Here is a 24,413-nt window from a genome sequence, read left to right on the forward strand (position 1 = left end):
ACTGTCAGAAGATCGTCAGCCGACCGGCTGGTACACCCGCTCCACCTTCTGCGTGCCGTTCGGCGTGCGGTACGAACGGGACCACGCGGCCGTCGCGGCCGGATTCCGCTTGTCGGAGACGACGAAGTAGTCCATCTGCGAACGCTCGGCCGTCACGTCCAGAACCCCGTAGCCGTGGGAGTCCATGTCCAGCCACTTCACGTGCCAGTTGGCCGCCTTGATCGCCGCCTCCGCTACCAGCGACGCGGTGTCCGCCGGCACGTGCAGGAGGTCGTCGATGTTGTCGGAGGTCACCGACGTCACCACGAACTCGGTGGCGGCCGTACCGGACCCCGGGTACGTCGCCATGTTCATGGGGACCTCGTTCGCCCACGCCATGTGGATGTCGCCGGTCAGGAACACCGTGTTCTTGATCTTCCGGTCCTTGAGGTGGGCCAGCAGCTCCTTGCGGTCGTCCGTGTAGCCGTCCCACTGGTCCACGTTGATCGCGAGGCCGCCCTCGGGCAGGCCCAGCAGCTTCGCCAGCGGGGCCAGCAGGTGCGCGGGCAGCGAGGCGAAGGCCACCGGCGAGATCATCACCGAGGTTCCGACCAGCTTCCAGGTCGCGTTCGAGCTCGCGAGGCCGGACTTGAGCCAGTCCAGCTGGGCGCGCCCGGTGATGGTGCGTTCCGGGTCGTCCACCGAGCCGCTGCCTGTCTTGGCCTGCTGGGAGCGGAAGGTGCGCAGGTCCAGCAGGTGCAGGTCGGCGAGGGTGCCGAAGCGCAGCCGCCGGTAGACGGTGCCGGCCGTGGAGGTGCGCACCGGCATCCATTCGAAGTACGCCTGCTTGGCGGCGGCCGCACGGGCCGCCCAGTCGCCTTCGGCGCCCGGCGTGTGGTTCTCCGCGCCGCCCGACCAGGCGTCGTTGGCGAACTCGTGGTCGTCCCAGATCGCGACGATCGCGTGCGCGGCGTGCAGGGCCTGGAGGTCGGCGTCGGTCTTGTACTTGCCGTGCCGGGTCCGGTAGTCGGCGAGGGTGAGGATCTCGTGCCGCGGCTCGTGCGGGCGTACGACGTACTTCGCCTCGGGGTAGGCCCCGTTCGCGTACTCGTAGATGTAGTCGCCGAGGTGCAGGATCGCGTGCAGGTCGGTGCGGGCGGCCAGGTGGCGGTACGCCGAGAAGTAGCCGGACTCCCAGTTGGCGCAGGAGACCACGCCGAAGCGGACCCCGGGCGTCGTCGCGTCGTGGCCCGGGGCGGTCAGGGTGCGCCCGACAGGGGAGACGGCGCCGCCGGCGGTGAACCGGTAGAAGTACGGGGTCTGCGGCCGCAGTCCGCGTACGTCCGCCTTGACGGTGTGGTCGCAGGCGGCGGTCGCCGTGACCGAGCCGCTCGCGACGATCCGGGAGAAGGCCTTGTCCTCGGCGACCTCCCAGGTCACCTCGGTGGCCGGACCGGCGCCGGAGCCGGGCACGGCCTCGGGGGTGGGGGTCACGCGGGTCCACAGCAGGATCCCGTCGGGCAGCGGGTCGCCGGAGGCGACGCCGTGCAGGAAGGCGGGCCCGTTCGAGGCCGCCGACGCGGGGGAGATGCCCAGTGCGGCCGTCGCGAAGGGCGCGAGGGCGGCGGTGGCCGCAGCGGCCTTGACGACCGTACGGCGGCGCGGAGTTGCCGCGGTGGGGGAGGGGAGATGACTGGTCACGGGCGATCATATTACTGATGGGTATAACCGCCGGTACACCCCTTACAAAGCAACAGGCAGGCGAACTCTGGGAGTTCGCCTGCCTGTCCGGCCCGGTATGTCCGGTCAGCCCGCGATGGCCTTGTCGACCGCGGCCGTGAACTCCTCCGGCGCCATCTTGATCTCGATCTTCTTGCCGTCCATCTTCAGCGACGGGGTGCCCTCGAGGCCGCTCTTCTCGAAGAGCTTCGACATCTCGAGCGCCCAGCGGTTGTACGTACCGTCCTCGACGGCCTTCTTGAACTCGGCGTTGCCCTTGAGCGCCGGCACCTGGTCCGCGATCTTCAGCAGGTAGTCGTCCTTGCCGAACTTGTCGTCGCGCTCCTCCGGGTGGTTCTCCTTGGAGTACAGGGCGCCCTTGTACTCCAGGAACGCCTCGGGGCTGACGTTCAGCGCCGCGCCCAGCGCACTCAGAGCGTTCTTCGAACCGCTGCCGCCGAAGCCCTTGTCGAGGAAGGTGGCGCCGACGTACTGGATCTTGTACTTGCCGGCGTCCAGGTCCTTCTTGATCTGCGGGCCCACGCTCTGCTCGAACTGGGAGCAGATCGGGCAGCGCGCGTCCTCGTAGAGCTCGAGGGTCTTCTTGGCGTCGGCCTTGCCTATGACGACGGTGGTGCCGTTGTCGCCCGTGGTGTTCTTCGGGGCGACCAGCGTGGCGTCGGCGGCCTTGTCCCACTCGCCCGGCTGGTTGGCCTGCACGACCGCGTAGCCGATGCCGCCGGCCAGCGCGAGGACGGCGACGACGGCGCCGGCCACCAGCACCTGGCGGCGCACCTTGTCCTTCTTGGCCTGCTTCTCGCGCTCGGCACGCAGCCGCTCGCGGGCCGCCGCCTTGTTCGCCTGGCTGTTGCGTGAACTCATGGTGATCTCCGTGGGATGTGACGCAAGGAAAGGGGGGAACTGCCGTACGTGGGGTGGTCAGGCGCAGACGAGCGCGCCGCGTACGGGAGGTCCCCGGCGTCCCACGGAGTGGGCGGGGAAGCGGGTACGGGCCCCCGCGCCCGGAAGGGCCGGGCGCAGCGCCCGCCGCACCGGGCCGACGGCGGCTGCCGCCGAGGCCGCCGCCAGCAGCAGCGGCCGGAACGCGACGGCGGCCACGGCACGCAGCAGCTGGCCCAGTGCGCGTTCCCCGTACCGCAGCCAGGCCGCGGCAACCAGCCCGACCGAGACGTGCGCGCCGAGCAGCAGCCACGGGGTCCAGGGTCCGGGCGAGGCCAGCAGGGCCACCGCGTCGGGAACGGCTCCGGGCACCTCGGCCAGCGGTCCGCCCAGCGGCGGGCCGCCGCACAGCTCGTCCAGGCCCAGCGCCCGCAGAGGCCCGGCGACGGGCCCGCCGGCCGGGCCGTAGCAGACGTGCTGCCCGGCGGTGAAGACCGTGTCGGCGGCCAGCTCCAGCGGAACCAGCAGTCCGGCGATGGGGCCGAAGCCCCGCTCGCGGCCCGCCAGCGCGTACGTGAGCAGGAACACGCCCGTGAAGGCCCCGGCCACCAGTGCGGGCGGCAGCGGGACCCGGGACATCAGGACGTGCGAGCCGGCCGAGAGCAGCACGACGAGTGCGCTGAACAGCGCGGCCCGCAGCCCCCGGAGTCCTGCCCTCGATATGTCCATCGCCGCGAGTCTGCCACGAGTCCCCGTGAAAACGGGTCCCCGGTCCCGTGCGGACCGGGGCCCGCGGCCGAAAGTGCTCAATGCACGACAGTGCTCAATGCATGATGCGGCCGTTGCGGAACAGGTCCACGAAGATCTGGTGGTCGGCGCGCGCCCGGGCGCCGTACGCGTGCGCGAAGTCGACCAGCAGCTCCGCGAAGCCCTTCTCGTCCGCGGCGATCGCCGCGTCGATGGCCCGCTCGGTGGAGAACGGGACCAGCGAGTGCCCGCTCTCGGCCTCGTCGGCCGCCGCGTGCATGGTCGCCGTCGCCCGGCCCAGGTCCGCGACCACGGCCGCGATCTCCTCCGGGTCGTCCAGGTCCGACCAGTCCAGGTCCACCGCGTACGGGGAGACCTCGGCCACCAGCTGCCCGGAGCCGTCCAGCTCGGTCCAGCCCAGCCACGGATCGGCGTGCGCCTGGAGGGCGCGCTGGGAGATCACCGTGCGGTGCCCCTCGTGCTGGAAGTAGTCCCGTACCGCCCGGTCGGTGATGTGCCGGGACACCGCGGGGGTCTGCGCCTGCTTGAGGTAGATCACGACGTCGTTCTCCAGGGCGTCGCTGTGCCCTTCGAGCAGGATGTTGTACGAGGGCAGGCCGGCCGAGCCGATCCCGACGCCGCGGCGGCCCACCACGTCCTTGACCCGGTAGGAGTCCGGCCGGACCAGGGACTCGTCGGGCAGGGTCTCCAGGTACCCGTCGAAGGCGGCGAGCACCTTGTACCGGGTGGCCGCGTCCAGCTCGATCGAGCCCCCGCCGGAGGTGAAGCGGCGCTCGTAGTCGCGGATCTCGGTCATCGAGTCCAGCAGGGAGAAGCGGGTGCGGGAGCGGGCCGAGCGCAGGGCCGTCAGCAGCGGGCCGTCGGCGGTGTCCAGGGTGAAGGAGGGCACCTCCTCGTACTTGGCGCCCGTCGCGAGGCGGTGGATCCGCTCCCGGTAGGCGCCCGCGTACGTCCGCACCAGCTCGCCGATCTGCTCGTCGCTGAGGGCCTTGGTGTAGCCGATCAGGGCGACGGAGGCCGCGAACCGCTTGAGGTCCCAGGTGAAGGGGCCGACGTACGCCTCGTCGAAGTCGTTGACGTTGAAGACCAGGCGGCCGTTGGAGTCCATGTACGTGCCGAAGTTCTCGGCGTGCAGATCGCCGTGGATCCAGACCCGGCCGGTCCGCTCGTCCAGGAACGGGCCGCCGTGGCGGTCGCGCTCCAGGTCGGCGTAGAAGAGGCAGGCCGTACCGCGGTAGAAGGCGAAGGCCGAGGCCGCCATCTTGCGGAATTTGACCTGGAAGGCCGCGGGGTCGGCGGCGAGCAGCTCACCGAATGCGGTGTCGAACACATCGAGTATCTGCTCGGCGCGCTGCTCGTTCGTCGTCTCGGGGACCGCCATGGCGGGTGCCTCCTGGTGCACGGGCTGGTACAGGTTCTGACCGACTGGACGTCGGGTTGGTCGTCCTGGTTCTGCAACGCCCGACCGTACCCTCCAGTGCCCGTGATCTGTCACTCCCGGGACGTAGGATTCATAGCTGCCGCCGCCCCCACCGTCAGGAGCCTCCCGCCGTGACCAAGCAGCCGTTCACGCACCTGCACGTCCACACCCAGTACTCGCTGCTGGACGGTGCCGCGCGGCTGAAGGACATGTTCAACGCGTGCAACGAGATGGGCATGACGCACATCGCCATGTCCGACCACGGCAACCTGCACGGGGCGTACGACTTCTTCCACACCGCCCAGAAGGCCGGGGTCACGCCGATCATCGGCATCGAGGCGTACGTGGCCCCCGAGTCGCGGCGCAACAAGCGGCGCATCCAGTGGGGCCAGCCCCACCAGAAGCGCGACGACGTGTCCGGTTCCGGCGGCTACACCCACAAGACGATCTGGGCGGCGAACGCCACCGGGCTGAACAACCTCTTCCGGCTGTCCTCCGACGCCTACGCCGAGGGCTGGCTCACGAAGTGGCCGCGCATGGACAAGGAGACCATCTCCAAGTGGTCCGAGGGGCTCATCGCGTCCACCGGCTGCCCCTCCGGCGAGCTGCAGACGCGCCTTCGCCTCGGCCAGTTCGACGAGGCCCTGAAGTCGGCCGCCGAGTACCAGGACATCTTCGGCAAGGAGCGGTACTTCCTGGAGCTGATGGACCACGGCATCGAGATCGAGCGCCGGGTCCGCGACGGGCTGCTGGAGATCGGCAAGAAGCTCGGCATCCCGCCGCTGGTGACGAACGACTCGCACTACACGTACGCGAGCGAGGCCGGCGCGCACGACGCCCTGCTCTGCATCCAGACCGGCAAGAACCTCTCGGACCCGGACCGCTTCCGCTTCGACGGCACCGGCTACTACCTGAAGTCGACCGACGAGATGTACGCGATCGACTCCTCGGACGCCTGGCAGGAGGGCTGCGCCAACACGAAGCTGGTCGCGGACCAGGTCGACACCGAGGGCATGTTCAAGTTCCGGAACCTGATGCCGAAGTTCGACATCCCGGACGGCCACACCGAGGTCAGCTGGTTCCGCGAGGAGACCATGCGCGGCATGCACCGCCGCTACCCCGGGGGCATCCCGGACGACCGGATGAAGCAGGCCGAGTACGAGATGGACACGATCATCTCGATGGGCTTCCCGGGCTACTTCCTCGTGGTCGCCGACTTCATCATGTGGGCCAAGAACCAGGGCATCGCGGTCGGCCCGGGCCGAGGCTCCGCGGCCGGTTCGATCGTCGCGTACGCCATGGGCATCACCGACCTCGACCCGCTCACGCACGGTCTGATCTTCGAGCGGTTCCTGAACCCCGAGCGCGTCTCCATGCCCGATGTCGACATCGACTTCGACGAGCGTCGGCGCGTCGAGGTGATCCGGTACGTGACCGAGAAGTACGGCGCCGACAAGGTCGCCATGATCGGCACGTACGGCACCATCAAGGCCAAGAACGCGATCAAGGACTCCGCGCGCGTCCTGGGCTACCCGTACGCCATGGGCGACCGGCTCACCAAGGCCATGCCCGCCGACGTCCTCGGCAAGGGCATCCCGCTCTCCGGCATCCTCGACTCCAGCCACCCCCGCTACAGCGAGGCCGGCGAGATCCGCGGGATGTACGAGAACGAGCCGGACGTGAAGAAGGTCATCGACACCGCCCGCGGTGTGGAGGGCCTGGTCCGCCAGATGGGCGTGCACGCGGCCGGCGTGATCATGTCCAGCGAGACGATCACCGACCACGTGCCCGTCTGGGTGCGGCACACCGACGGCGTCACCATCACCCAGTGGGACTACCCGAGCTGCGAGTCGCTCGGCCTGCTGAAGATGGACTTCCTCGGCCTGCGCAACCTCACGATCATGGACGACGCCGTCAAGATGGTGAAGGCCAACAAGGGGATCGACATCGATCTCCTGGCCCTCCCCCTCGACGACCCCAAGACCTTCGAACTGCTCGGCCGCGGCGACACCCTCGGCGTCTTCCAGTTCGACGGCGGGCCCATGCGCTCCCTGCTGCGCCTGATGAAGCCCGACAACTTCGAGGACATCTCCGCCGTCTCGGCCCTGTACCGGCCGGGCCCGATGGGCATGAACTCGCACACGAACTACGCCCTGCGCAAGAACAAGCAGCAGGAGATCACCCCGATCCACCCGGAGCTGGAGGGGCCGCTCGAAGAGGTGCTCGCGGTCACCTACGGCCTGATCGTCTACCAGGAGCAGGTCCAGAAGGCCGCCCAGATCATCGCCGGGTACTCGCTCGGCGAGGCCGACATCCTGCGCCGCGTGATGGGCAAGAAGAAGCCCGAGGAGCTGGCGAAGAACTTCGTCATCTTCGAGGAGGGCGCCAAGAAGAAGGGCTTCAGCGACCAGGCGATCAAGGCCCTCTGGGACGTCCTGGTCCCCTTCGCCGGCTACGCCTTCAACAAGGCCCACTCGGCCGCGTACGGCCTGGTGTCCTACTGGACCGCCTATCTCAAGGCGAACTTCCCGGCCGAGTACATGGCCGGCCTGCTCACCTCGGTCAAGGACGACAAGGACAAGTCCGCGATCTACCTGAACGAGTGCCGGCGCATGGGCATCAAGGTGCTCCCGCCGAACGTGAACGAGTCCGAGCCGAACTTCGCCGCCCAGGGCGACGACGTGATCCTCTTCGGCCTCACCGCGGTGCGCAACGTCGGCCAGAACGTCGTCGAGTCGATCATCAAGACCAGGAAGGCCAAGGGGAAGTACTCCACCTTCCCCGACTTCCTGGACAAGGTCGAGGCCGTCGTCTGCAACAAGCGCACCGTCGAGTCCCTGATCAAGGCCGGCGCCTTCGACGAGATGGGCCACACCCGCAAGGGCCTGGTCGCCCACCACGAGCCGATGATCGACAACGTGGTCGCGGTCAAGCGCAAGGAGGCCGAGGGACAGTTCGACCTCTTCGGCGGAATGGGTGACGAGAGCGCGAGCGACGAGCCCGGCTTCGGGCTCGACGTCGAGTTCTCGGACGTGGAGTGGGAGAAGTCCTACCTGCTCGCCCAGGAGCGCGAGATGCTCGGCCTGTACGTCTCCGACCACCCGCTCTTCGGCCTGGAGCACGTGCTCTCCGACAAGACGGACGCCGGAATCTCCCAGCTGACCGGCGGCGAGCACTCGGACGGCGCCGTCGTCACCATCGGCGGCATCATCTCGGGTCTCCAGCGCAAGATGACCAAGCAGGGCAACGCCTGGGCCATCGCCACCGTCGAGGACCTCGCCGGATCCATCGAGTGCATGTTCTTCCCCGCGACCTACCAGCTCGTCTCCACCCAGCTGGTCGAGGACACCGTCGTCTTCGTCAAGGGCCGCCTCGACAAGCGCGAGGACGTCCCCCGGCTGGTCGCCATGGAGATGATGGTCCCCGACCTCTCCTCGGCCGGGACGAACGCACCCGTCGTCCTCACCATCCCGACCGTCAAGGTCACTCCTCCGATGGTCACCCGGTTGGGCGAGATCCTTCGCCACCACAAGGGCAACACCGAGGTCCGGATCAAGCTCCAGGGGCCGCGGTCCACCACCGTGCTGCGCCTCGACAAGCACCGGGTCCAGCCCGACCCGGCGCTCTTCGGCGACCTCAAGGTGCTCCTCGGGCCGTCCTGCCTGGCCGGATGATGCCGCTCGCAGGAGGCCTGCGCACGTAGCCGAACGTGAAGAAGGGCGCGCCCAGAGCTCTGGGCGCGCCCTCGTGCGCGGTGCTCGCGGAGGCGTCAGTTGTGGCCGAACTTCTTCTGCTTGCCCTTGCGGGCCATGTCCATCGGACTCGGGCTGCTGCCGGACGGCTCGGACACGGATTCCGTCGAGCTCTTCGACGGATCCTGCGACGACGAGCGGGGCTGCTGCTTCTGTTCGTGCTGGCGGTTCTTGTTCTTGGCCATGGTGGAGCCTCCGTGAGGGTCTAGGGGCCAGGACCGCCTTCACCCTCACATGCCACCACAAACCGCGCATTTTGGATCTTTACTGCGCGTAGCCGGGAACCCCGGATTCGGAACCGCCCGGAGGATCCGCCACGCCGATGATCGAGTTCCGGCCGTCAACCCCCTTGCGGTCGGGCAGACTCGGGGAACCCGCGACAAACACAGAGGATCCCCAGGGAAGAGGGTGGTACGCGTGGACCGCTGCGTCGTCCTGGTGGACGCCGGCTATCTGCTGGGCGCCGCCGCCAGTCTTCTCGCCGGAGAGCCCTCCCGCTCCCGCATCACCGTGGACCATGCCGCCCTCATCCAGGGCCTGCGCGAACGGGCCGAGGCCGACACCGAGCAGCCCCTGCTGCGCATCTACTGGTTCGACGGAGCACCCGACCGGGTGCCCCAGCCCGAGCACCGGCGGCTGCGCGTCATGCCGCGCGTCACCGTCCGCCTCGGCGCCCTGACCCGCAGCGACGGCCGCTGGGCGCAGAAGGGCGTGGACGCCGCCATGCACGCCGAGCTCACCGAGCTGGCCCGCAACCGCGCCTGCTCCGACGTCGTACTCGTCACCGGCGACGGGGACCTGCTGCCCGGCCTGATGTCCGCGAAGGAGCACGGGGTCGCCGTCCACCTGTGGGCCGTCCAGGCCGCGGACGGCGACTACAACCAGTCCGAGGACCTCGTCGCCGAGGCCGACGAGCGCCGCGTCCTGGACCGGGCCTGGATCACCCGGGCCGTCCGCGCCAAGGACCTCGCCGGACTGTGCGCCCCGCCGCCCGCGCCGCGCCCCGAGATCGCCGCGATCCTCTCCGCGCCGCTGCCCGAGGCGGCGCTCGCCGAGGCCGCCCGCAGCGCCGGCGGCAACGGCACCGGAGCCCCCGCCCCCGCCGCGCCCGAGGGCAACGGCGCCCCCGTGCCCGCACCCACCGCCGGGGGCAAGACCGTCCCCACGCCCAAGGACCTCGCCGGCTCGCTGCGCGCCCCCGGCCAGCAGCCCGGCCCCTCCGGAACCCACGGCGCCGCCGCCCAGCAGGCCCCCGCCGGCAGCGCCCTGCGCTGGTCCTCCGACAAGGGCTGGATCGACCGGGCCGGACCGCTGGGCGAACCCGCCGAGACCGCCTCGCTGCCCACCCTCGCCCAGCTCACCAGCGCCGAGCAGCGCTGGGCCGACCGCGAGGAGGACATCACCACCGTCGGCGGCGACCCCTTCGAGGTCGGCCAGGTCTTCGCCCGGCGCTGGATGGAACGCCTCCCGGAGACCGTCCACCTGCAGAAACTCGCCACGATGTACCCGCGGATCCCGCACCGCATCGACGGGGAGCTGCTGCGCTACGCCGCCCGGTTCGGGCTGCTCGCCCACAAGGACGACCAGATCGACGAGCACGACCGCTACGCCATCCGCGCCGGGTTCTGGCGGGAGATCGACGTCCGCGCGGCCGCCGAGCACGTGGCCGTCACACCCTCCGCCGCGCCCGCGGGGCCGCCGACCCCGGCAGCGGAGTAGGGGCCGAAGCCGCGTAGGCTGCTCCCTCGTGAGTACGGGCACAGCATCAGCACGACCGAGCACGGCAGTGGCCGCGGACGCGGCCTCCGATGTGGTCTGCGTGGTGCGTGACCTGGTCAAGACGTATCCCGCGGTACGGGGCCGGCGCGGGGTCCCCGCCCTGCCCGAGACCCGGGCCACCGACGGCGTCTGCCTGGACGTCCGGCGCGGCGAGATCTTCGGCCTGCTCGGCCCCAACGGCGCCGGCAAGTCCACCCTGGTCCGGCAGCTCACCGGGCTCCTGCGGCCCGACTCGGGCGCCGTGACCCTGCTCGGCCACGACCTCGTACGCCATCCCGAGCGGGCGGCCCGGCTGCTCGCGTACCTGGGGCAGGAGTCCACCGCCCTCGACGAGCTCACGGTGGCGCTGGCCGCCGAGACCACGGGACGGCTGCGCGGGCTCGACGCACGGACGGCGCGGGCCGAGCGGGACGCCGTACTCGAGGAACTCGGACTGACCCCGATCGCCGGGCGGCCCCTGAAGAAGCTCTCAGGCGGGCAGCGGCGCCTCGCCTGCTTCGCCGCCGCACTGGTGGGGGAGCGGCCCGTACTGGTCCTCGACGAGCCCACCACCGGCATGGACCCCGTGGCCCGGCGGGCCGTGTGGGCGGCCGTGGACCGGCGGCGCGCACAGCACGGGGCCACCGTCCTGCTCGTCACCCACAACGTCATCGAGGCCGAGACCGTCCTGGACCGGGTCGCCGTCATCGACCAGGGCCGGGTCATCGCCTGCGACACCCCGGCCGGGCTGAAGGCCCGCGTCTCCGGCGAGGTCCGCCTGGAGCTGGTGTGGCGCACCGCGCCGCCGCTGGACGTGCCCGAGGTCGCGGCGCTCGCGCCGGCAGCCGCCGAAGCCGGGCGCCGGTGGGTGCTGCGGCTGGAGCCCGACGAGGCGCGCGCCGCGGTGGCCGCGGTGACCGGCGGGCCGGCCTTCGCCGCCCTCGACGACTTCACGCTGGCGACCCCGAGCCTGGAGGACGTCTACCTCGCGCTGGGCGGGCGTACGACGAAGGGCCTGGTGAAGTCGTGAGCACCACTGCTTCCGTGAGCACCACTGCTGTCGGGACTGCCGTCGGGGTGCTCGCACCGCGGGCGCGGCTCTTCCCGTCGCTGGCCGCCGTGTACCGGGCGCAGCTGTCCCGGGCCCGCGTGTCCCGGATCCCGCTGCTGTTCGTCGCCACCTTCCAGTCCGTCGGGATCATGATCCTGATGCGGGGCGTGGTGGACGGTGGCTCGGAGGCCCGGGCCGTGGTCGCGGGCTCGTCCGTGCTGGTCGTCGCCTTCGTCGCGCTGAACCTGCTCGCGCAGTACTTCGGGCAGCTGCGGGCCAGCGGCGGGCTGGACCACTACGCCACGCTGCCCGTGCCGCCCGCCTCGGTGGTGCTGGGCGCGGCCGCCGCGTACGCCTCCTTCACGCTGCCGGGCACGCTGGTGACGGCGGTGTTCGGATGCCTGCTGTTCGGGCTGCCGATGGGCGGGCTGTGGATCCTGGCCGCGGTGGTGCCGCTGGCCGGGGCCGCGCTGGCCGGGCTGGGTGCGGCGCTGGGGCTGCTGGCGCCGCGGCAGGAGCTGGCCACGCTGGCCGGGCAGCTCGGCATGTCGGCGGCGCTGCTGCTGGGGGTGCTGCCGCCGGAGCGGATGCCGGACGTGATCGTGTGGGCGCGGGACCTGCTGCCGTCGACGTACGGGGTGGAGGCGTTCGCGCGGACCTTCGCGCCGCATCCCGACTGGGCGGCGGTCGCGCTGGACCTCGGGGTGTGCGGGGCGGTGGGGGTCCTCTCGCTGGCCGCGGCGACGTGGGCGTACCGGCGGGCGTCGGTCCGCTGACCGCGACGACGCCGCCGCCGGCTCCGATCCGAAGCCGCTGACGCCGACGCGCCGGGCACCTGGCACGATGTGGGGGTGACCGAAGCCGTGACCACGCCCTCCCCGTTCGAACCGCCGCTGACGCCCGGGAAGCCGGGCGGCTCCGCCGCGGGCATCACCGCGGGGGACATCCGCGACGGGGCCGCCGTGGCCCTGGTGACCGGGGTGGCCGGCGTGCTGCTCGGACTGTTGTGGGCGTGGCTGGCGCCGAGGGCGCAGTACGTGTCGAACGGCGAGGCCGTCTTCCTGCGGAGCAGCGAGAGCGAGGCCCGGATAGGGGCCGACGGGACGTTCTTCCTGCTGTCGCTGGGGTTCGGCGTGCTGAGCGCGGTGCTCGTGTTCCTGTGGCGGCGCCGGGGCGGTGTCCCGCTGGTCGTGGGCCTGGTGATCGGGTCCGGCTTCGCCGCGTTGGTGGGGTGGCAGCTGGGGCTGTGGCTGGGGCCGTCGGCGGACGTGGCCGTGGCTGCGCTGAAGGCGGGCAAGGGGGTGCCGTTCGATGCGCCGCTGCAGCTGCTGGCGCATGGGGTGCTGCTGGTCTGGCCGATGGCCGCCGTGGCCGTCCACCTCGGCCTGACGGCCCTGTGGTCCCCGTACGACCCGGACCCGTCCGACACCGACGACCCGGCGTGGGCCGTCTACCCCCCGCCCCACGTCCACGGGGCGACCGCCCCGGCCCCGTCGGACGACCCGGCCCGGTCGGACCCGTCCGCGCCTGAGCCTCCGCGAGCCTGACCGCCGGGCCGGGCGGGGGCCGGGCCGCAGCGGGGGCTAGTGGCGGGCGATGGGGGCCAGGGTGGCGCCCGTCAGGGTGGTCAGGGTGGCGGGCGGGAGCTCGACCTCCAGGCCGCGGCGGCCCGCCGAGATGCAGATCGTGGCATGGGCCTGCGCCGACTCGTCCACCACCGTGCGCAGCCGCTTGCGCTGCCCCAGCGGGGAGATGCCGCCCAGCACGTACCCCGTCGTGCGTTCCGCCAGCGCCGGGTCGGCCATCGACGCCCGCTTCCCGGCGACCGCGGTCGCCAGCGCCTTCAGGTCCAGGCTGCCCGACACCGGGACCACGGCCACCGTCAGAACGCCGTCCACGTCCGCGACCAGCGTCTTGAAGACCCGGTCCGGGGACACCCCCATCGCCTGCGCCGCCTCCTCGCCGTACGAGGGGTGCGCCGGGTCGTGCTCGTACGCGTGCACCGTGAACTCGGCCTGCGCCGACGTGAGCGCCACGATCGCCGGTGTGCCGGCCGGAGCCGGGGCTTTCTTCTTCGCCATCAGTCCTTCGCCGTCAGTTCGCTGCCGTCAGTTCGGGCTCGTCGGCGCGCGCGTGAGGTCCACCGCCGGGAGCGACGGGAGGTGGCGGATGACCGCCGTCTCCGCGCGCAGCAGCTTCAGTTCCTCCGCGAGCCGCGTCGCCGTGTCCGGCGCCTGCAGCAGCCGCTGCTTCGCCGGGATGTCCAGCACGGCCGCCGCCGCCACCAGGTACGAGACCACCGACGGCTCGTCCGGCAGGTCCGCGGGTGAGGACAGGGACCGCTCCCGGGCTCCGGCCAGCCGCTTCTGGTAGTTCCGGAAGGCCCGCAGGACCCCCTCCGCCAGCGCGCCCGCGCCCTCGCCCCCGTCCTCCGGGAGCTCCTCCAGCTCCGCGACCAGGTACGGGCCCGAGGTGTCCACCGACAGCAGGCGGACCCGCGCCGTGCCGGTCGCGAGGACCTCGAAGCTGCCGTCCTCCCGCTCCCGGATCGTCGCCGCGTCCGCGATGCAGCCCACCCGGTGGAAGGCCTGGACCGGGTCCGGGCCGAAGCCGGCCGTCGGGCCGCGCTCGGGCAGGGCCGTCTGGTCCGGCAGGCCGGGCGCGGTCGGTGCGACCTCCCGGCCGTCGCGGATCGCGACGACCGCGAAGCGGCGCGGTTCGTCGTCGCCCGTCTTCAGCAGCTCCCGCATCATGGCGCGATAACGCTCCTCGAAGACGTTCAGCGGGAGGACGAGTCCCGGGAACAGCACCGAGTTCAAGGGGAAGAGGGGCAGGCGAACGGTGGTCACGAGGCACAGGGTAGTGGCCGCGGGCCAGGGCCTGTCACCTCAGTTGTTCCCCGCCTTCCCGTCATCCCCGTCTCAGCAGACGCGAGGCTCCCGCCGCCACCGTCGTCGCAAGGATCCAGCCCAGCAGGACGAGGGCCGCCGAGCCCCACTGCCAGCCGCCCTCCACCTTCCACTGGCCCTCCTGGCCGAGATCGATGACCGGGAGCAGCAGGTCCAGCGCGTACAGCGCCGCCTCCCAGTTCGGGTGTTCGTCCGCCTTGATCGGCGGCGGCTCGTGCCGGGAGAAGAGCAGCGCGCCCGCCGCCCACAGCACCGCCATCCACAGCGCGGCCCGGCCCGGGCGGTACCCGTACGCCACCGTCCAGTCCTGCAGGTACCCCCACGCCTTGAGCGCCGGCGGCAGGGTGGCCCGGCGCCGCCGCTGCTTGGCGAGCAGCACCTCGCGGGCGTCCGCGTCCTCGCCGCTGGCGCGCAGTACGGCAGCCAGCCGCTCGTACGGCTCCGGCGAGTACTCCGCAGTGGCCGCCTCCACCCACGCCAGCCGGCGCGCCAGCGGGAAATGGCCGCGGGGCGCGAGGTTCTCGTACGCGAACCCCTCCATCGACACGCCGCCCTGGCCGGGCCAGCTGGTGGAGGTGTCGACCAGCTTGACCACCTTCGCCCCCGACAGCACCACCCGCCCCCGCTCCGGCCGCTCGCCGACGAACCGCAGCTCCGGCGTCTGGATCCGGCGCAAGGAGACCTCCTGCTCCTCGGTCAGCGTGAACCGGGCGCCGTAGAAGTCGACCGCGTCGCCGAAGCGGCCGTCGTCCAGGCGCAGCCCGCCCCGGCACTCGAACCGCTGGGCCCGCTGCCCGCGCGTGGGGGTCTGGCCGAGCCCGTACGGGGGAGTGGAGGAGCCGGAGTCGCCGAGGACGTAGTCCAGGGCGATCGACGTCAGGTACAGGGTCCGCTCGACGGTCAGCTGCGGGGCGTTCAGAGCGCGCCGCCCGTACGGGTTGCGCAGCCGCGCCCCGCGCAGGTTCATCGACACGCCGACCTTCGCGCCGCGCAGGCTCACCTCCCCGTACGTCTCCAGCAGCTCGCCCTGGAAGTCCTGCGCGACCGACATCCCGTCCGCGGCGATGGCCCGGCCCTTGTTGTCCCGCTGCACCACGGCCTGGCTGATCAGCAGGTCGGTGCCGATCTGCGCGTCGGTCAGCCGGATCCCGCGGGCCACCCGGCAGCGCGGCAGGTGCAGATCGCCCTCCGTGTGCAGCCGGGAGGCGTCCAGCCGGGGTATCGCGCAGTTGACCAGGCGCAGGGTGACGAACCGGGTCTCGGACAGCTGGATCTCGCTGTCGAAGCGGCAGGACTGGAGTTCGACGTAGGGCTGCACGATGCCGCCGGACAGATCGAGGCGCCCGGTGATCCGTACGCCGCGCAGTTTCAGCGAGGCCACCCGGCCCGGCACCGGCGGCGGCCCGTGGAGCAGCAGCAGCGCCACCACCTGGGCACGGACGCTGCGCCCGCTGCCCCAGGCCCGGTCGCTGTGCGGGTTGTCCTCGTCGGCTGCCCGGGCACTGAGATCGCACACGCTGCCGGTCCGGTACGCCTGCCACATCCGGCGTTCGGGATCGGTGAGATCCGCGGGCTCCTCGCCCGGCCGTGCCTCCGCCATGGCGGCCCCCCTCCGCTGTGCATACGTGTACGGGGAACGCTAGTGGGCGGCAGTGACATCCGGGGCGTGTATCAGCCAGTGATACAGGCGGACGGTGGCGGGAGACGGTCTGAGAGAATTGGGAGGTGATCTCTCGTATCGACCTGCGCGGTGACGCCCTCCCCGAGGGCGGCGCCCTGCGCGATCTGCTGCCCCGTGCCGAGTTCGACGTAGAAGCTGCCCTGGAGAAGGTGCGGCCCATCTGCGAGGACGTCCATCATCGCGGCACGGCGGCGCTGATCGAGTACGCGCAGAAGTTCGACGGTGTGGAGCTCTCGCAGGTCAGGGTGGCTTCCGAGGCGCTCAAGACCGCGCTCGAAGAGCTCGACCCGGCCGTCCGTGCCGCCCTCGAGGAGTCCATCCGGCGCGCCCGGATCGTGCACCGCGAGCAGCGCCGCAGCGAGCACACCACCCAGGTGGTCCCCGGCGGCACCGTGACCGAGAAGTGGGTTCCGGTCGAGCGCGTGGGCCTGTACGCCCCGGGCGGCCGCTCCGTGTACCCGTCGTCCGTCGTCATGAACGTCGTACCGGCGCAGGAGGCGGGCGTCGAGTCGATCGCGCTCGCGTCCCCGCCGCAGAAAGAGTTCGGGGGCCTCCCGCACCCGACGATCCTCGCCGCGTGCGCGCTGCTCGGCGTCGACGAGGTGTACGCGGCCGGCGGAGCGCAGGCCGTCGCGATGTTCGCGTACGGCACCGAGGAGTGCGCCGCCACGAACATGGTGACCGGCCCCGGCAACATCTGGGTCGCCGCCGCCAAGCGCTACTTCACCGGCCGGATCGGCATCGACACCGAGGCCGGCCCGACCGAGATCGCGGTTCTCGCGGACTCCACGGCCGACCCGGTGCACGTCGCCGCCGACCTGATCAGCCAGGCCGAGCACGACCCGCTGGCCGCCGCCGTGCTCGTCACGGACTCCGAGGAGCTCGCGGCCGCCGTCGAGCGGGAGCTGGAGCCGCAGGTCGCGGCCACCAAGCACGTCGAGGACCGGATCAAGCCGGCGCTCGCGGGCAAGCAGTCCGCGATCGTGCTGGTCGACTCCCTGGAGGACGGCCTCAAGGTCGTCGACGCGTACGGCGCCGAGCACCTGGAGATCCAGACCGCCGACGCCGCGGCCTGGGCCGCCCGCGTCCGCAACGCCGGTGCGATCTTCGTCGGCCCGTGGGCCCCGGTCTCGCTCGGCGACTACTGCGCCGGGTCGAACCACGTGCTGCCCACCGGCGGCTGCGCCTGCCACTCCTCCGGCCTGTCCGTGCAGTCCTTCCTGCGCGGCATCCACATCGTCGACTACACGCGGGACGCCCTCGCCGAGGTCACCCACCACGTGGTGACGCTGGCCGAGGCCGAGGACCTGCCCGCGCACGGCGCGGCCCTCAAGGCCCGCTTCGGGTGGAAGGTTCCTGGCAAGTGACCGGCATCGACGACCTCCCCATCCGGGACGAGCTGCGCGGCAAGACCCCGTACGGCGCCCCGCAGCTCGACGTGCCCGTCCAGCTGAACACCAACGAGAACCCGTACCCGCTCCCCGAGGAGCTGGTCCGGCGCATCGCCGAGCGCGTATCCGAGGCCGCCCGCACCCTCAACCGATACCCCGACCGGGACGCGATCGAGCTGCGGACCGCGCTGGCCGCCTACCTCACCCGTACGGGCAAGCACCCGGTCGCGCGGGAGAACGTGTGGGCCGCCAACGGCTCCAACGAGGTCATCCAGCAGCTGCTGCAGACCTTCGGCGGGCCCGGCCGCACCGCGATCGGCTTCGAGCCCTCGTACTCGATGCACGCGCTGATCGCCCGGGGCACCGGGACGGGCTGGATCTCCGGCCCGCGCCGCGAGGACTTCACGATCGACGTGGAGGCGGCCGAGCAGGCCATCGCCGAGAACAAGCCGCACGTCGTCTTCATCACCTCGCCCAACAACCCCACGGGTACCGCGGTCGAGGCGGAGACGGTCCTCGCCCTCTACGAGGCCGCGCAGGCGGCGCGTGTCGATCAGAGTTCGGCCTCCCTGGTCATCGTGGACGAGGCGTACGTCGAGTTCAGCCACCGGGACTCGCTCCTGCCGCTGATCGAGGGCCGCCCGAACATGGTGGTCTCCCGGACCATGTCCAAGGCCTTCGGCGCCGCCGGGCTGCGCCTGGGCTACCTGGCCGCGCACCCGGCCGTGGTCGACGCCGTCCAGCTCGTACGCCTGCCGTACCACCTGTCGGCCGTCACCCAGGCGACCGCGCTGGCCGCCCTGGAGCACACCGACACCCTGCTCGGCTACGTCGAGCAGCTCAAGGCCGAACGGGACCGCCTCGTCACCGAGCTGCGGGCGATCGGCTGCGAGGTCACCGAGTCCGACGCGAACTTCATCCAGTTCGGGAAGTTCGAGGACTCGCACACCGCCTGGCAGAAGATCCTCGACCAGGGTGTCCTGGTCAGGGACAACGGCGTACCGGGCTGGCTGCGGGTCACCGCCGGCACCCCGGCCGAGAACGACGCGTTCCTGGAAGCGGTTCGCGCACTGAAGAAGGAGCAGCACGCATGAGCCGCATCGGACGGGTCGAACGGACCACGAAGGAGACCTCGGTCCTCGTCGAGATAAACCTCGACGGCACCGGCAAGGTCGACGTCTCGACGGGCGTGGGCTTCTACGACCACATGCTCGACCAGCTCGGCCGCCACGGCCTCTTCGACCTCACGGTCAAGACGGACGGCGACCTGCACATCGACAGCCACCACACCATCGAGGACACCGCCCTCGCGCTCGGCGCCGCCTTCAAGCAGGCCCTCGGCGACAAGGTCGGCATCTACCGCTTCGGCAACTGCACCGTGCCGCTCGACGAGTCCCTCGCCCAGGTGACCGTCGACCTGTCCGGCCGCCCGTACCTCGTGCACACCGAGCCCGAGAACATGGCGCCGATGATCGGCGAGTACGACACGACGATGACCCGGCACATCTTCGAGTCGTTCGTCGCGCAGGCCCAGATCGCCCTGCACATCCACGTCCCGTACGGCCGCAACGCCCACCACATCGTGGAATGCCAGTTCAAGGCCCTCGCGCGCGCCCTGCGCTACGCGGCCGAGTTCGACCCGCGCGCCGCCGGAATCCTGCCCTCCACGAAGGGCGCCCTCTAGCCGTGAACGGCCTCAACACCATCCTGATCGTCGTCGGTCTCTTCCTGGCCGGAGGCGTCTACTCCTTCCAGAAGCAGCAGATGCCCAAGTCGGTCATCATCCTGCTCGCCATCGGCTCCGCGATGTGCCTCGCCGCCGGAGTCCTGCGAATCCAAGGAATCTGGGAATGAGCGCTGCCCGCCCCACCAAGAACGTCGTCGTCTTCGACTACGGCTTCGGCAACGTCCGTTCCGCCGAGCGGGCCCTCGCCCGCGTGGGCGTGGACGTCGAGATCACCCGCGACTACGACAAGGCGATGGACGCCGACGGACTCCTCGTCCCCGGCGTCGGTGCCTTCTCCGCCTGCATGCAGGGCCTCAAGGACGCCCGCGGCGACTGGATCATCGGCCGCAGGCTCTCCGGCGGGCGCCCCGTCATGGGCATCTGCGTCGGCATGCAGATCCTCTTCGAACGCGGCATCGAGCACGGCGTGGAGACGGAGGGCCTCGACGAGTGGCCCGGCACCGTCGAGCCGCTGCGCGCCCCGATCGTGCCCCACATGGGCTGGAACACCGTGGACGCCCCGGCCGACAGCCAGGCCTTCAAGGGCCTGGACGACGACGCCCGCTTCTACTTCGTGCACTCGTACGCGGTGCGCGACTGGAGCCTGGAGGTCACCAACCCGGTGATCCGCGCCCCCAAGGTCACCTGGGCCACCCACGGCGAGCCGTTCGTCGCGGCGGTGGAGAACGGGGCCCTGTGGGCCACCCAGTTCCACCCCGAGAAGTCCGGCGACGCCGGCGCCCAGCTCCTCACCAACTGGATCGAGACCCTCTGATGACCGCCAGCAAGCTCGAACTGCTGCCTGCCGTCGATGTCCGTGACGGCCAGGCCGTCCGCCTCGTGCACGGCGTGTCCGGCAGCGAGACCTCCTACGGCTCCCCGCTGGACGCGGCCCTTGCCTGGCAGGCCTCCGGCGCCGAATGGCTGCACCTCGTCGACCTGGACGCCGCCTTCGGCACCGGCGACAACCGCGCCCTGGTCGCCGAGATCACCGGCGCCATGGACATCAAGGTCGAGCTGTCCGGCGGCATCCGCGACGACGCCTCGCTCGCCGCGGCCCTCGCCACCGGCTGCACCCGCGTCAACCTCGGCACCGCCGCCCTGGAGACCCCCGAGTGGGCCGCCAAGGCCATCGCCGAGCACGGCGACAAGATCGCCATCGGCCTCGACGTACGCGGCACCACCCTCAAGGGCCGCGGCTGGACCAGCGAGGGCGGGGACCTCTACGAGACCCTCGCGCGCCTGGACTCCGAGGGCTGCGCCCGGTACGTCGTCACCGACATCGGCAAGGACGGCACGCTGACCGGCCCCAACCTGGAGCTGCTGAAGAACGTCTGCGCCGCCACCGACCGGCCGGTCGTGGCCTCCGGCGGGATCTCCTCGCTGGACGATCTGCGGGCGCTGTCCGAGCTGGTGCCGGTGGGCGTCGAGGGCGCGATCGTGGGCAAGGCCCTGTACGCCAAGGCCTTCACCCTGGAAGAGGCCCTCCGGGTGGTGTCCGGCTCATGAGCAGCGCTGGTGAGGTCCGCCGCATCTCGTCGGGCGGCCCGTGGGAGGAGGCCGTGGGGTACTCCCGCGCCGTGGAGCTGCCGAACGGGCTCGTGCTCGTCTCCGGCTGCACCTCCGTCGTCGACGGCAAGATCGTGGCCGGCGGCCCGTACGAGCAGACCGTCAACTCCTTCCGCGTCGCGATCGACGCGCTGAAGCAGGTCGGCCTGGGTGCGGAGCACGTGGTCCGGACCCGGATGTACATCACCCATGCGAGGGATGTGGACGAGGTGGGCCGCGCCCACAAGGAGCTCTTCGACTCAGTCCGCCCCGCCGCCTCCATGATCATCGTCTCCGGCTTCATCGACCCCAGCCTCGTCGTCGAGGTCGAGGTCGAAGCCTTCCGAGGGGAGTCCTGATGTCGCTCGCCGTACGCGTGATCCCCTGCCTGGACGTGGACAACGGCCGCGTCGTCAAGGGTGTCAACTTCCGGAATCTGCGCGATGCGGGTGACCCGGTGGAGATGGCCAAGCTGTACGACGCCGAGGGCGCCGACGAGCTGACCTTCCTCGACATCACCGCGTCGTCCGGCAACCGCGAGACCACGTACGACGTGGTGCGGCGGACCGCCGAGCAGGTCTTCATCCCGCTGACCGTGGGCGGCGGCGTCCGCACCGCGGAGGACGTGGACAAGCTGCTGCGGGCCGGTGCGGACAAGGTGGGCGTGAACACCGCTGCCATCGCGCGGCCGGAGCTGATCCAGGAGATCGCGGAGCGCTTCGGGCGGCAGGTCCTGGTCCTGTCCGTCGACGCCCGTCGCACGCCGACCGGTTCCTTCGAGGTCACCACGCACGGCGGCCGCCAGGGCACCGGCATCGACGCCGTCGAGTGGGCGCACCGGGCGGCCGAACTGGGCGCCGGGGAGATCCTGCTGAACTCGATGGACGCGGACGGTACGAAGGACGGGTACGACACCGAGATGATCGCGGCCGTGCGCAAGCACGTCACGGTGCCGGTGATCGCCTCGGGCGGTGCCGGCAGGCTGGAGCACTTCGCCCCGGCGATCGATGCGGGCGCCGATGCGGTGCTCGCGGCCTCGGTGTTCCACTTCGGTGACCTGCGGATCAGTGAGGTCAAGCAGACCCTCCGCGAGGCCGGCCACCCGGTCCGCTGACCGCTGCGCGGAGCCGTTTCCCTGCCCCGCCCCTTCCCGGAACCGGGGGCTCTGCCCCCGGTTCCGGGAAGGGGCGGGGCAGGCGCTAAATGCCCAGCTTCGCCACCGTCAGCTTTGCGACGGCTTCCTTCGGGCCGTCCAGTTCCACAGCGGCAGCGTCCTGGCGGCCGAAGCAGAAGAGGGTCAGTTCGCCCGGTTCGCCGGTGACCGTCACCACCGGGGTGCCCTTGTGGGCGACCGTCGTCTGGCCGTTCGGGCGGCGCAGCACCAGGCCCACCGGGGAGCGGCGGCCCGTCAGCCGGGCCAGCTTCTCCAGGCGGGACCAGAGGGCGTCCGAGAACACGGGGTCCAGCTGGCGCGGCGACCAGTCCGGCTGGGCGCGGCGTACGTCCTCCGCGTGGACGAAGAACTCCACCGCGTTCGCCGCCTCGTCGATCTGCTTCAGCGCGTAGAGGGACATCTTCGGCGGGCCGGTCCGGATCAGCTGGATCAGTTCCTCGTACGGCTTGGCCGCGTACTCGGCCATCGCCTTGTCCAGCCGGTCCTTCAGGACGTTCAGCAGCAGGCCGCCCGCCGCGTCCGGGCGACGCTCCCGGACCACCACGTGCGCCGCCAGCTCCCGGGCCCGCCAGCCTTCGCACAGCGTCGGCGCCTCCGGCCCGGCCGCCTCCAACAGGTCCGCCAGCAGCAGGCGTTCACGCTTCGCATGGGTAGACATGGGGGCCACCCTACGGCCGGAACCCGGCCCGTGCCCGCTCATCAGGCGGACGGTGATCCGTCACCGCCGCCCGGGCGCGGCACAATGGCCCCCATGAGTACGTCCTCCCTCGATCCCGCCATCGCCGCCCGGCTCAAGCGCTCCGCCGACGGCCTGGTTCCCGCCATCGCCCAGCAGTACGACACCGGTGAGGTGCTCATGCTCGGCTGGATGGACGACGAGGCCTTGCACCGCACCCTGACCACCGGCCGCTGCACGTACTGGTCCCGCAGCCGCCAGGAGTACTGGGTGAAGGGGGACACTTCCGGCCACTTCCAGCACGTGAAGTCCGTCGCCCTCGACTGCGACGCCGACACCCTCCTCGTCAAGGTCGACCAGGTCGGCGCCGCCTGCCACACGGGCGCCCGTACGTGCTTCGACGCCGATGTCCTTCCGCTGGCCGAATAGGTAGGTAGGGTCCCAAGCCATGGATCTTGAGACGTTCCGCAAGCTCGCGGCGGACCGCCGCGTCATCCCCGTGAGCCGCAAGCTGCTGGCCGACGGCGACACCCCCGTCGGGCTCTACCGCAAGCTGGCCGCCGAACGCCCGGGCACCTTCCTCCTGGAGTCCGCCGAGAACGGCCGCTCCTGGTCCCGCTACTCCTTCGTCGGCGTACGCAGCGACTCCACGCTGACCGTCCGCGACGGCCAGGCGCACTGGATCGGCACCCCGCCCGTCGGCGTCCCCACCGACGGCGACCCGCTCGAGGCCCTGCGCGCCACCGTCCAGACCCTGCACACGCCCCGCGACCTCGCGGGCGGGATGCCGCCCTTCACCGGCGGCATGGTCGGCTACCTCGGCTACGACATCGTGCGCCGCCTGGAGCGCATCGGCGAGCACACCGCCGACGACCTGCAGCTGCCCGAGCTGACCATGCTGCTCACCTCCGACCTGGCGGTCATGGACCACTGGGACGGCACCGTCCAGCTCATCGCCAACGCCATCAACCACAACGACCTCGACACCGGCGTGGACGAGGCGTACGCGGACGCGGTGGCCCGGCTCGACGTGATGGAGGCCGACCTCGCGCGGCCCGCCCCGTACACCCCCACGCCGCTGCCCGCCTCCGAGATGCCCAGTTTCGAGGACGGCACGGTCTCGGCGCTGTGGGGCGGCGAGAAGTACCGGGACGCCGTCGAGGACATCAAGGAGCGGATCCGGGCCGGCGAGGCCTTCCAGGTGGTGCCCTCGCAGCGGTTCGAGACCCCGTGCGAGGCCTCCGCGCTGGACGTCTACCGGGTGCTGCGGGCCACCAACCCGTCCCCGTACATGTACCTGTTCCGCTTCGAGAACGGCTTCGACGTCGTCGGGTCCAGCCCCGAGGCCCTGGTCAAGGTCGAGGACGGGCGGGCCATGGTCCACCCGATCGCCGGCACCCGCCACCGCGGGGCCACCCCGCAGGAGGACCACGAGCTCGCCGAGGAGCTGCTGGCCGACCCCAAGGAGCGCGCCGAGCACCTGATGCTCGTCGACCTGGGCCGCAACGACCTGGGCCGGGTCTGCGAGCCGGGATCGGTCGAGGTCGTCGACTTCATGTCGATCGAGCGGTACTCGCACGTCATGCACATCGTCTCCACCGTCACCGGCCGGGTCGCCGAGGGCAGGACCGCCTTCGACGTGCTCACCGCCTGCTTCCCGGCCGGCACCCTCTCCGGCGCGCCCAAGCCGCGCGCCATGCAGATCATCGAGGAGCTCGAACCCTCCCGCCGCGGCCTGTACGGCGGCTGCGTCGGCTACCTCGACTTCGCCGGGGACTCCGACACGGCCATCGCCATCCGCACCGCGCTGCTGCGCGACGGCACGGCGTACGTCCAGGCCGGCGCGGGAGTCGTCGCGGACTCGGTGCCCGAGCTGGAGGACAACGAGTGCCGCAACAAGGCGGCCGCCGTCCTGCGCGCGGTGGGAGCGGCGAACCGGCTGAACGGCTCGTGACGGCGTA

24 protein-coding genes are annotated in these 24,413 nt (G+C 71.4%); 15 read left to right on the forward strand and 9 right to left on the reverse strand.

Annotated features, from left to right (window positions below; translation table 11 throughout):
- Positions 1-15 precede the first annotated feature (15 nt).
- From OHT74_RS27955 to OHT74_RS27970, 4 genes are all read right to left on the reverse strand, one after another.
- Entirely contained in the window at positions 16-1,680 is a 1,665-nt protein-coding gene (locus OHT74_RS27955) for an alkaline phosphatase D family protein (protein WP_328621737.1), read from the reverse strand.
- Between the two features lie 105 nt (positions 1,681-1,785).
- Complete coding sequence (locus tag OHT74_RS27960; RefSeq protein WP_266667909.1) at positions 1,786-2,580, reverse strand: thioredoxin domain-containing protein; 795 nt, start codon at positions 2,578-2,580, stop codon at positions 1,786-1,788.
- Between the two features lie 57 nt (positions 2,581-2,637).
- Entirely contained in the window at positions 2,638-3,327 is a 690-nt protein-coding gene (locus tag OHT74_RS27965) for a hypothetical protein (RefSeq protein ID WP_328621738.1), read from the reverse strand.
- A gap of 94 nt (positions 3,328-3,421) precedes the next feature.
- Positions 3,422-4,747: a DUF2252 domain-containing protein gene (locus tag OHT74_RS27970; RefSeq protein ID WP_266667913.1), complete on the reverse strand. Its 1,326-nt coding sequence runs from the start codon at positions 4,745-4,747 to the stop codon at positions 3,422-3,424.
- Positions 4,748-4,917: 170 nt separating this feature from the next.
- Between OHT74_RS27970 and dnaE the strand changes: the two genes are divergently transcribed.
- Positions 4,918-8,460, forward strand: coding sequence for a DNA polymerase III subunit alpha (gene dnaE, locus OHT74_RS27975; protein ID WP_266667915.1), 3,543 nt, complete (start codon positions 4,918-4,920; stop codon positions 8,458-8,460).
- A gap of 95 nt (positions 8,461-8,555) precedes the next feature.
- Here the strand turns inward: dnaE and OHT74_RS27980 are convergent, their stop codons facing one another.
- The gene (locus OHT74_RS27980; RefSeq protein WP_266630132.1) at positions 8,556-8,723 is read right to left on the reverse strand and encodes a hypothetical protein; all 168 of its coding nucleotides are present in this window, start codon (positions 8,721-8,723) and stop codon (positions 8,556-8,558) included.
- A gap of 223 nt (positions 8,724-8,946) precedes the next feature.
- On the opposite strand from OHT74_RS27980, the gene OHT74_RS27985 reads away from it, so the two are divergent.
- From OHT74_RS27985 to OHT74_RS28000, 4 genes are all read left to right on the forward strand, one after another.
- Positions 8,947-10,257: an NYN domain-containing protein gene (locus tag OHT74_RS27985; protein ID WP_328621739.1), complete on the forward strand. Its 1,311-nt coding sequence runs from the start codon at positions 8,947-8,949 to the stop codon at positions 10,255-10,257.
- A 67-nt stretch (positions 10,258-10,324) separates the two neighbouring features.
- Positions 10,325-11,326, forward strand: coding sequence for an ABC transporter ATP-binding protein (locus OHT74_RS27990; RefSeq protein ID WP_328623408.1), 1,002 nt, complete (start codon positions 10,325-10,327; stop codon positions 11,324-11,326).
- A gap of 14 nt (positions 11,327-11,340) precedes the next feature.
- Positions 11,341-12,123, forward strand: coding sequence for an ABC transporter permease (locus OHT74_RS27995; protein ID WP_266667917.1), 783 nt, complete (start codon positions 11,341-11,343; stop codon positions 12,121-12,123).
- Positions 12,124-12,198: 75 nt separating this feature from the next.
- The gene (locus OHT74_RS28000; protein ID WP_328621740.1) at positions 12,199-12,894 is read left to right on the forward strand and encodes a hypothetical protein; all 696 of its coding nucleotides are present in this window, start codon (positions 12,199-12,201) and stop codon (positions 12,892-12,894) included.
- A gap of 36 nt (positions 12,895-12,930) precedes the next feature.
- Here OHT74_RS28000 and ybaK read toward each other — a convergent pair whose 3' ends face one another.
- The 3 genes from ybaK to OHT74_RS28015 form a co-directional block, all read right to left on the reverse strand.
- Positions 12,931-13,428, reverse strand: a complete 498-nt coding sequence (gene ybaK / locus OHT74_RS28005; protein ID WP_266993969.1) for a Cys-tRNA(Pro) deacylase — start codon at positions 13,426-13,428, stop codon at positions 12,931-12,933.
- Positions 13,429-13,455: 27 nt separating this feature from the next.
- Positions 13,456-14,196 (reverse strand): LON peptidase substrate-binding domain-containing protein, encoded by a 741-nt coding sequence (locus OHT74_RS28010; protein WP_328621741.1) that lies wholly within the window; start codon positions 14,194-14,196, stop codon positions 13,456-13,458.
- A gap of 61 nt (positions 14,197-14,257) precedes the next feature.
- Positions 14,258-15,856 carry an oxidoreductase gene (locus tag OHT74_RS28015; protein WP_266667924.1) on the reverse strand — a complete coding sequence of 533 codons (1,599 nt, stop codon included), beginning with the start codon at positions 15,854-15,856 and terminating at the stop codon, positions 14,258-14,260.
- A gap of 125 nt (positions 15,857-15,981) precedes the next feature.
- Here OHT74_RS28015 and hisD point away from each other — a divergent pair, with 125 nt between their 5' ends.
- From hisD to hisF, 8 genes are read left to right on the forward strand one after another with little or no spacing between them, the layout of a single operon-like run.
- Positions 15,982-17,304, forward strand: coding sequence for a histidinol dehydrogenase (hisD, locus tag OHT74_RS28020; RefSeq protein WP_266667926.1), 1,323 nt, complete (start codon positions 15,982-15,984; stop codon positions 17,302-17,304).
- Positions 17,301-18,422 carry a histidinol-phosphate transaminase gene (locus OHT74_RS28025; RefSeq protein ID WP_266667928.1) on the forward strand — a complete coding sequence of 374 codons (1,122 nt, stop codon included), beginning with the start codon at positions 17,301-17,303 and terminating at the stop codon, positions 18,420-18,422. Before hisD ends, OHT74_RS28025 begins: the two co-directional genes overlap by 4 nt.
- Complete coding sequence (gene hisB, locus OHT74_RS28030) at positions 18,419-19,012, forward strand: imidazoleglycerol-phosphate dehydratase HisB (RefSeq protein WP_030155936.1); 594 nt, start codon at positions 18,419-18,421, stop codon at positions 19,010-19,012. The genes OHT74_RS28025 and hisB overlap by 4 nt, the downstream gene beginning before the upstream one ends.
- Before the next feature lie 2 nt (positions 19,013-19,014).
- Positions 19,015-19,182: a hypothetical protein gene (locus tag OHT74_RS28035; RefSeq protein WP_266993965.1), complete on the forward strand. Its 168-nt coding sequence runs from the start codon at positions 19,015-19,017 to the stop codon at positions 19,180-19,182.
- On the forward strand, positions 19,179-19,829 hold the full coding sequence (hisH, locus tag OHT74_RS28040; protein WP_266993964.1) for an imidazole glycerol phosphate synthase subunit HisH: 651 nt from the start codon (positions 19,179-19,181) through the stop codon (positions 19,827-19,829). Before OHT74_RS28035 ends, hisH begins: the two co-directional genes overlap by 4 nt.
- Positions 19,829-20,563, forward strand: coding sequence for a bifunctional 1-(5-phosphoribosyl)-5-((5-phosphoribosylamino)methylideneamino)imidazole-4-carboxamide isomerase/phosphoribosylanthranilate isomerase PriA (priA, locus tag OHT74_RS28045; protein ID WP_266667934.1), 735 nt, complete (start codon positions 19,829-19,831; stop codon positions 20,561-20,563). Before hisH ends, priA begins: the two co-directional genes overlap by 1 nt.
- Positions 20,560-20,961 carry a RidA family protein gene (locus OHT74_RS28050; RefSeq protein ID WP_266667939.1) on the forward strand — a complete coding sequence of 134 codons (402 nt, stop codon included), beginning with the start codon at positions 20,560-20,562 and terminating at the stop codon, positions 20,959-20,961. The genes priA and OHT74_RS28050 overlap by 4 nt, the downstream gene beginning before the upstream one ends.
- Positions 20,961-21,716, forward strand: coding sequence for an imidazole glycerol phosphate synthase subunit HisF (gene hisF / locus OHT74_RS28055; RefSeq protein ID WP_266667953.1), 756 nt, complete (start codon positions 20,961-20,963; stop codon positions 21,714-21,716). The genes OHT74_RS28050 and hisF overlap by 1 nt, the downstream gene beginning before the upstream one ends.
- Positions 21,717-21,801: 85 nt before the next feature.
- Here hisF and OHT74_RS28060 read toward each other — a convergent pair whose 3' ends face one another.
- Entirely contained in the window at positions 21,802-22,434 is a 633-nt protein-coding gene (locus OHT74_RS28060; RefSeq protein ID WP_328621742.1) for a TIGR03085 family metal-binding protein, read from the reverse strand.
- 84 nt (positions 22,435-22,518) lie between these two features.
- Here OHT74_RS28060 and hisI point away from each other — a divergent pair, with 84 nt between their 5' ends.
- A complete protein-coding gene (hisI, locus tag OHT74_RS28065; protein WP_053786912.1) occupies positions 22,519-22,881 on the forward strand; it encodes a phosphoribosyl-AMP cyclohydrolase in 363 nt (120 codons plus the stop codon).
- A 19-nt stretch (positions 22,882-22,900) separates the two neighbouring features.
- Positions 22,901-24,406 carry an anthranilate synthase component I gene (locus OHT74_RS28070; RefSeq protein WP_266667958.1) on the forward strand — a complete coding sequence of 502 codons (1,506 nt, stop codon included), beginning with the start codon at positions 22,901-22,903 and terminating at the stop codon, positions 24,404-24,406.
- Positions 24,407-24,413: the final 7 nt, after the last annotated feature.

This window comes from Streptomyces sp. NBC_00354 (assembly GCF_036106915.1).
Taxonomy (GTDB): Bacteria; Actinomycetota; Actinomycetes; order Streptomycetales; family Streptomycetaceae; genus Streptomyces.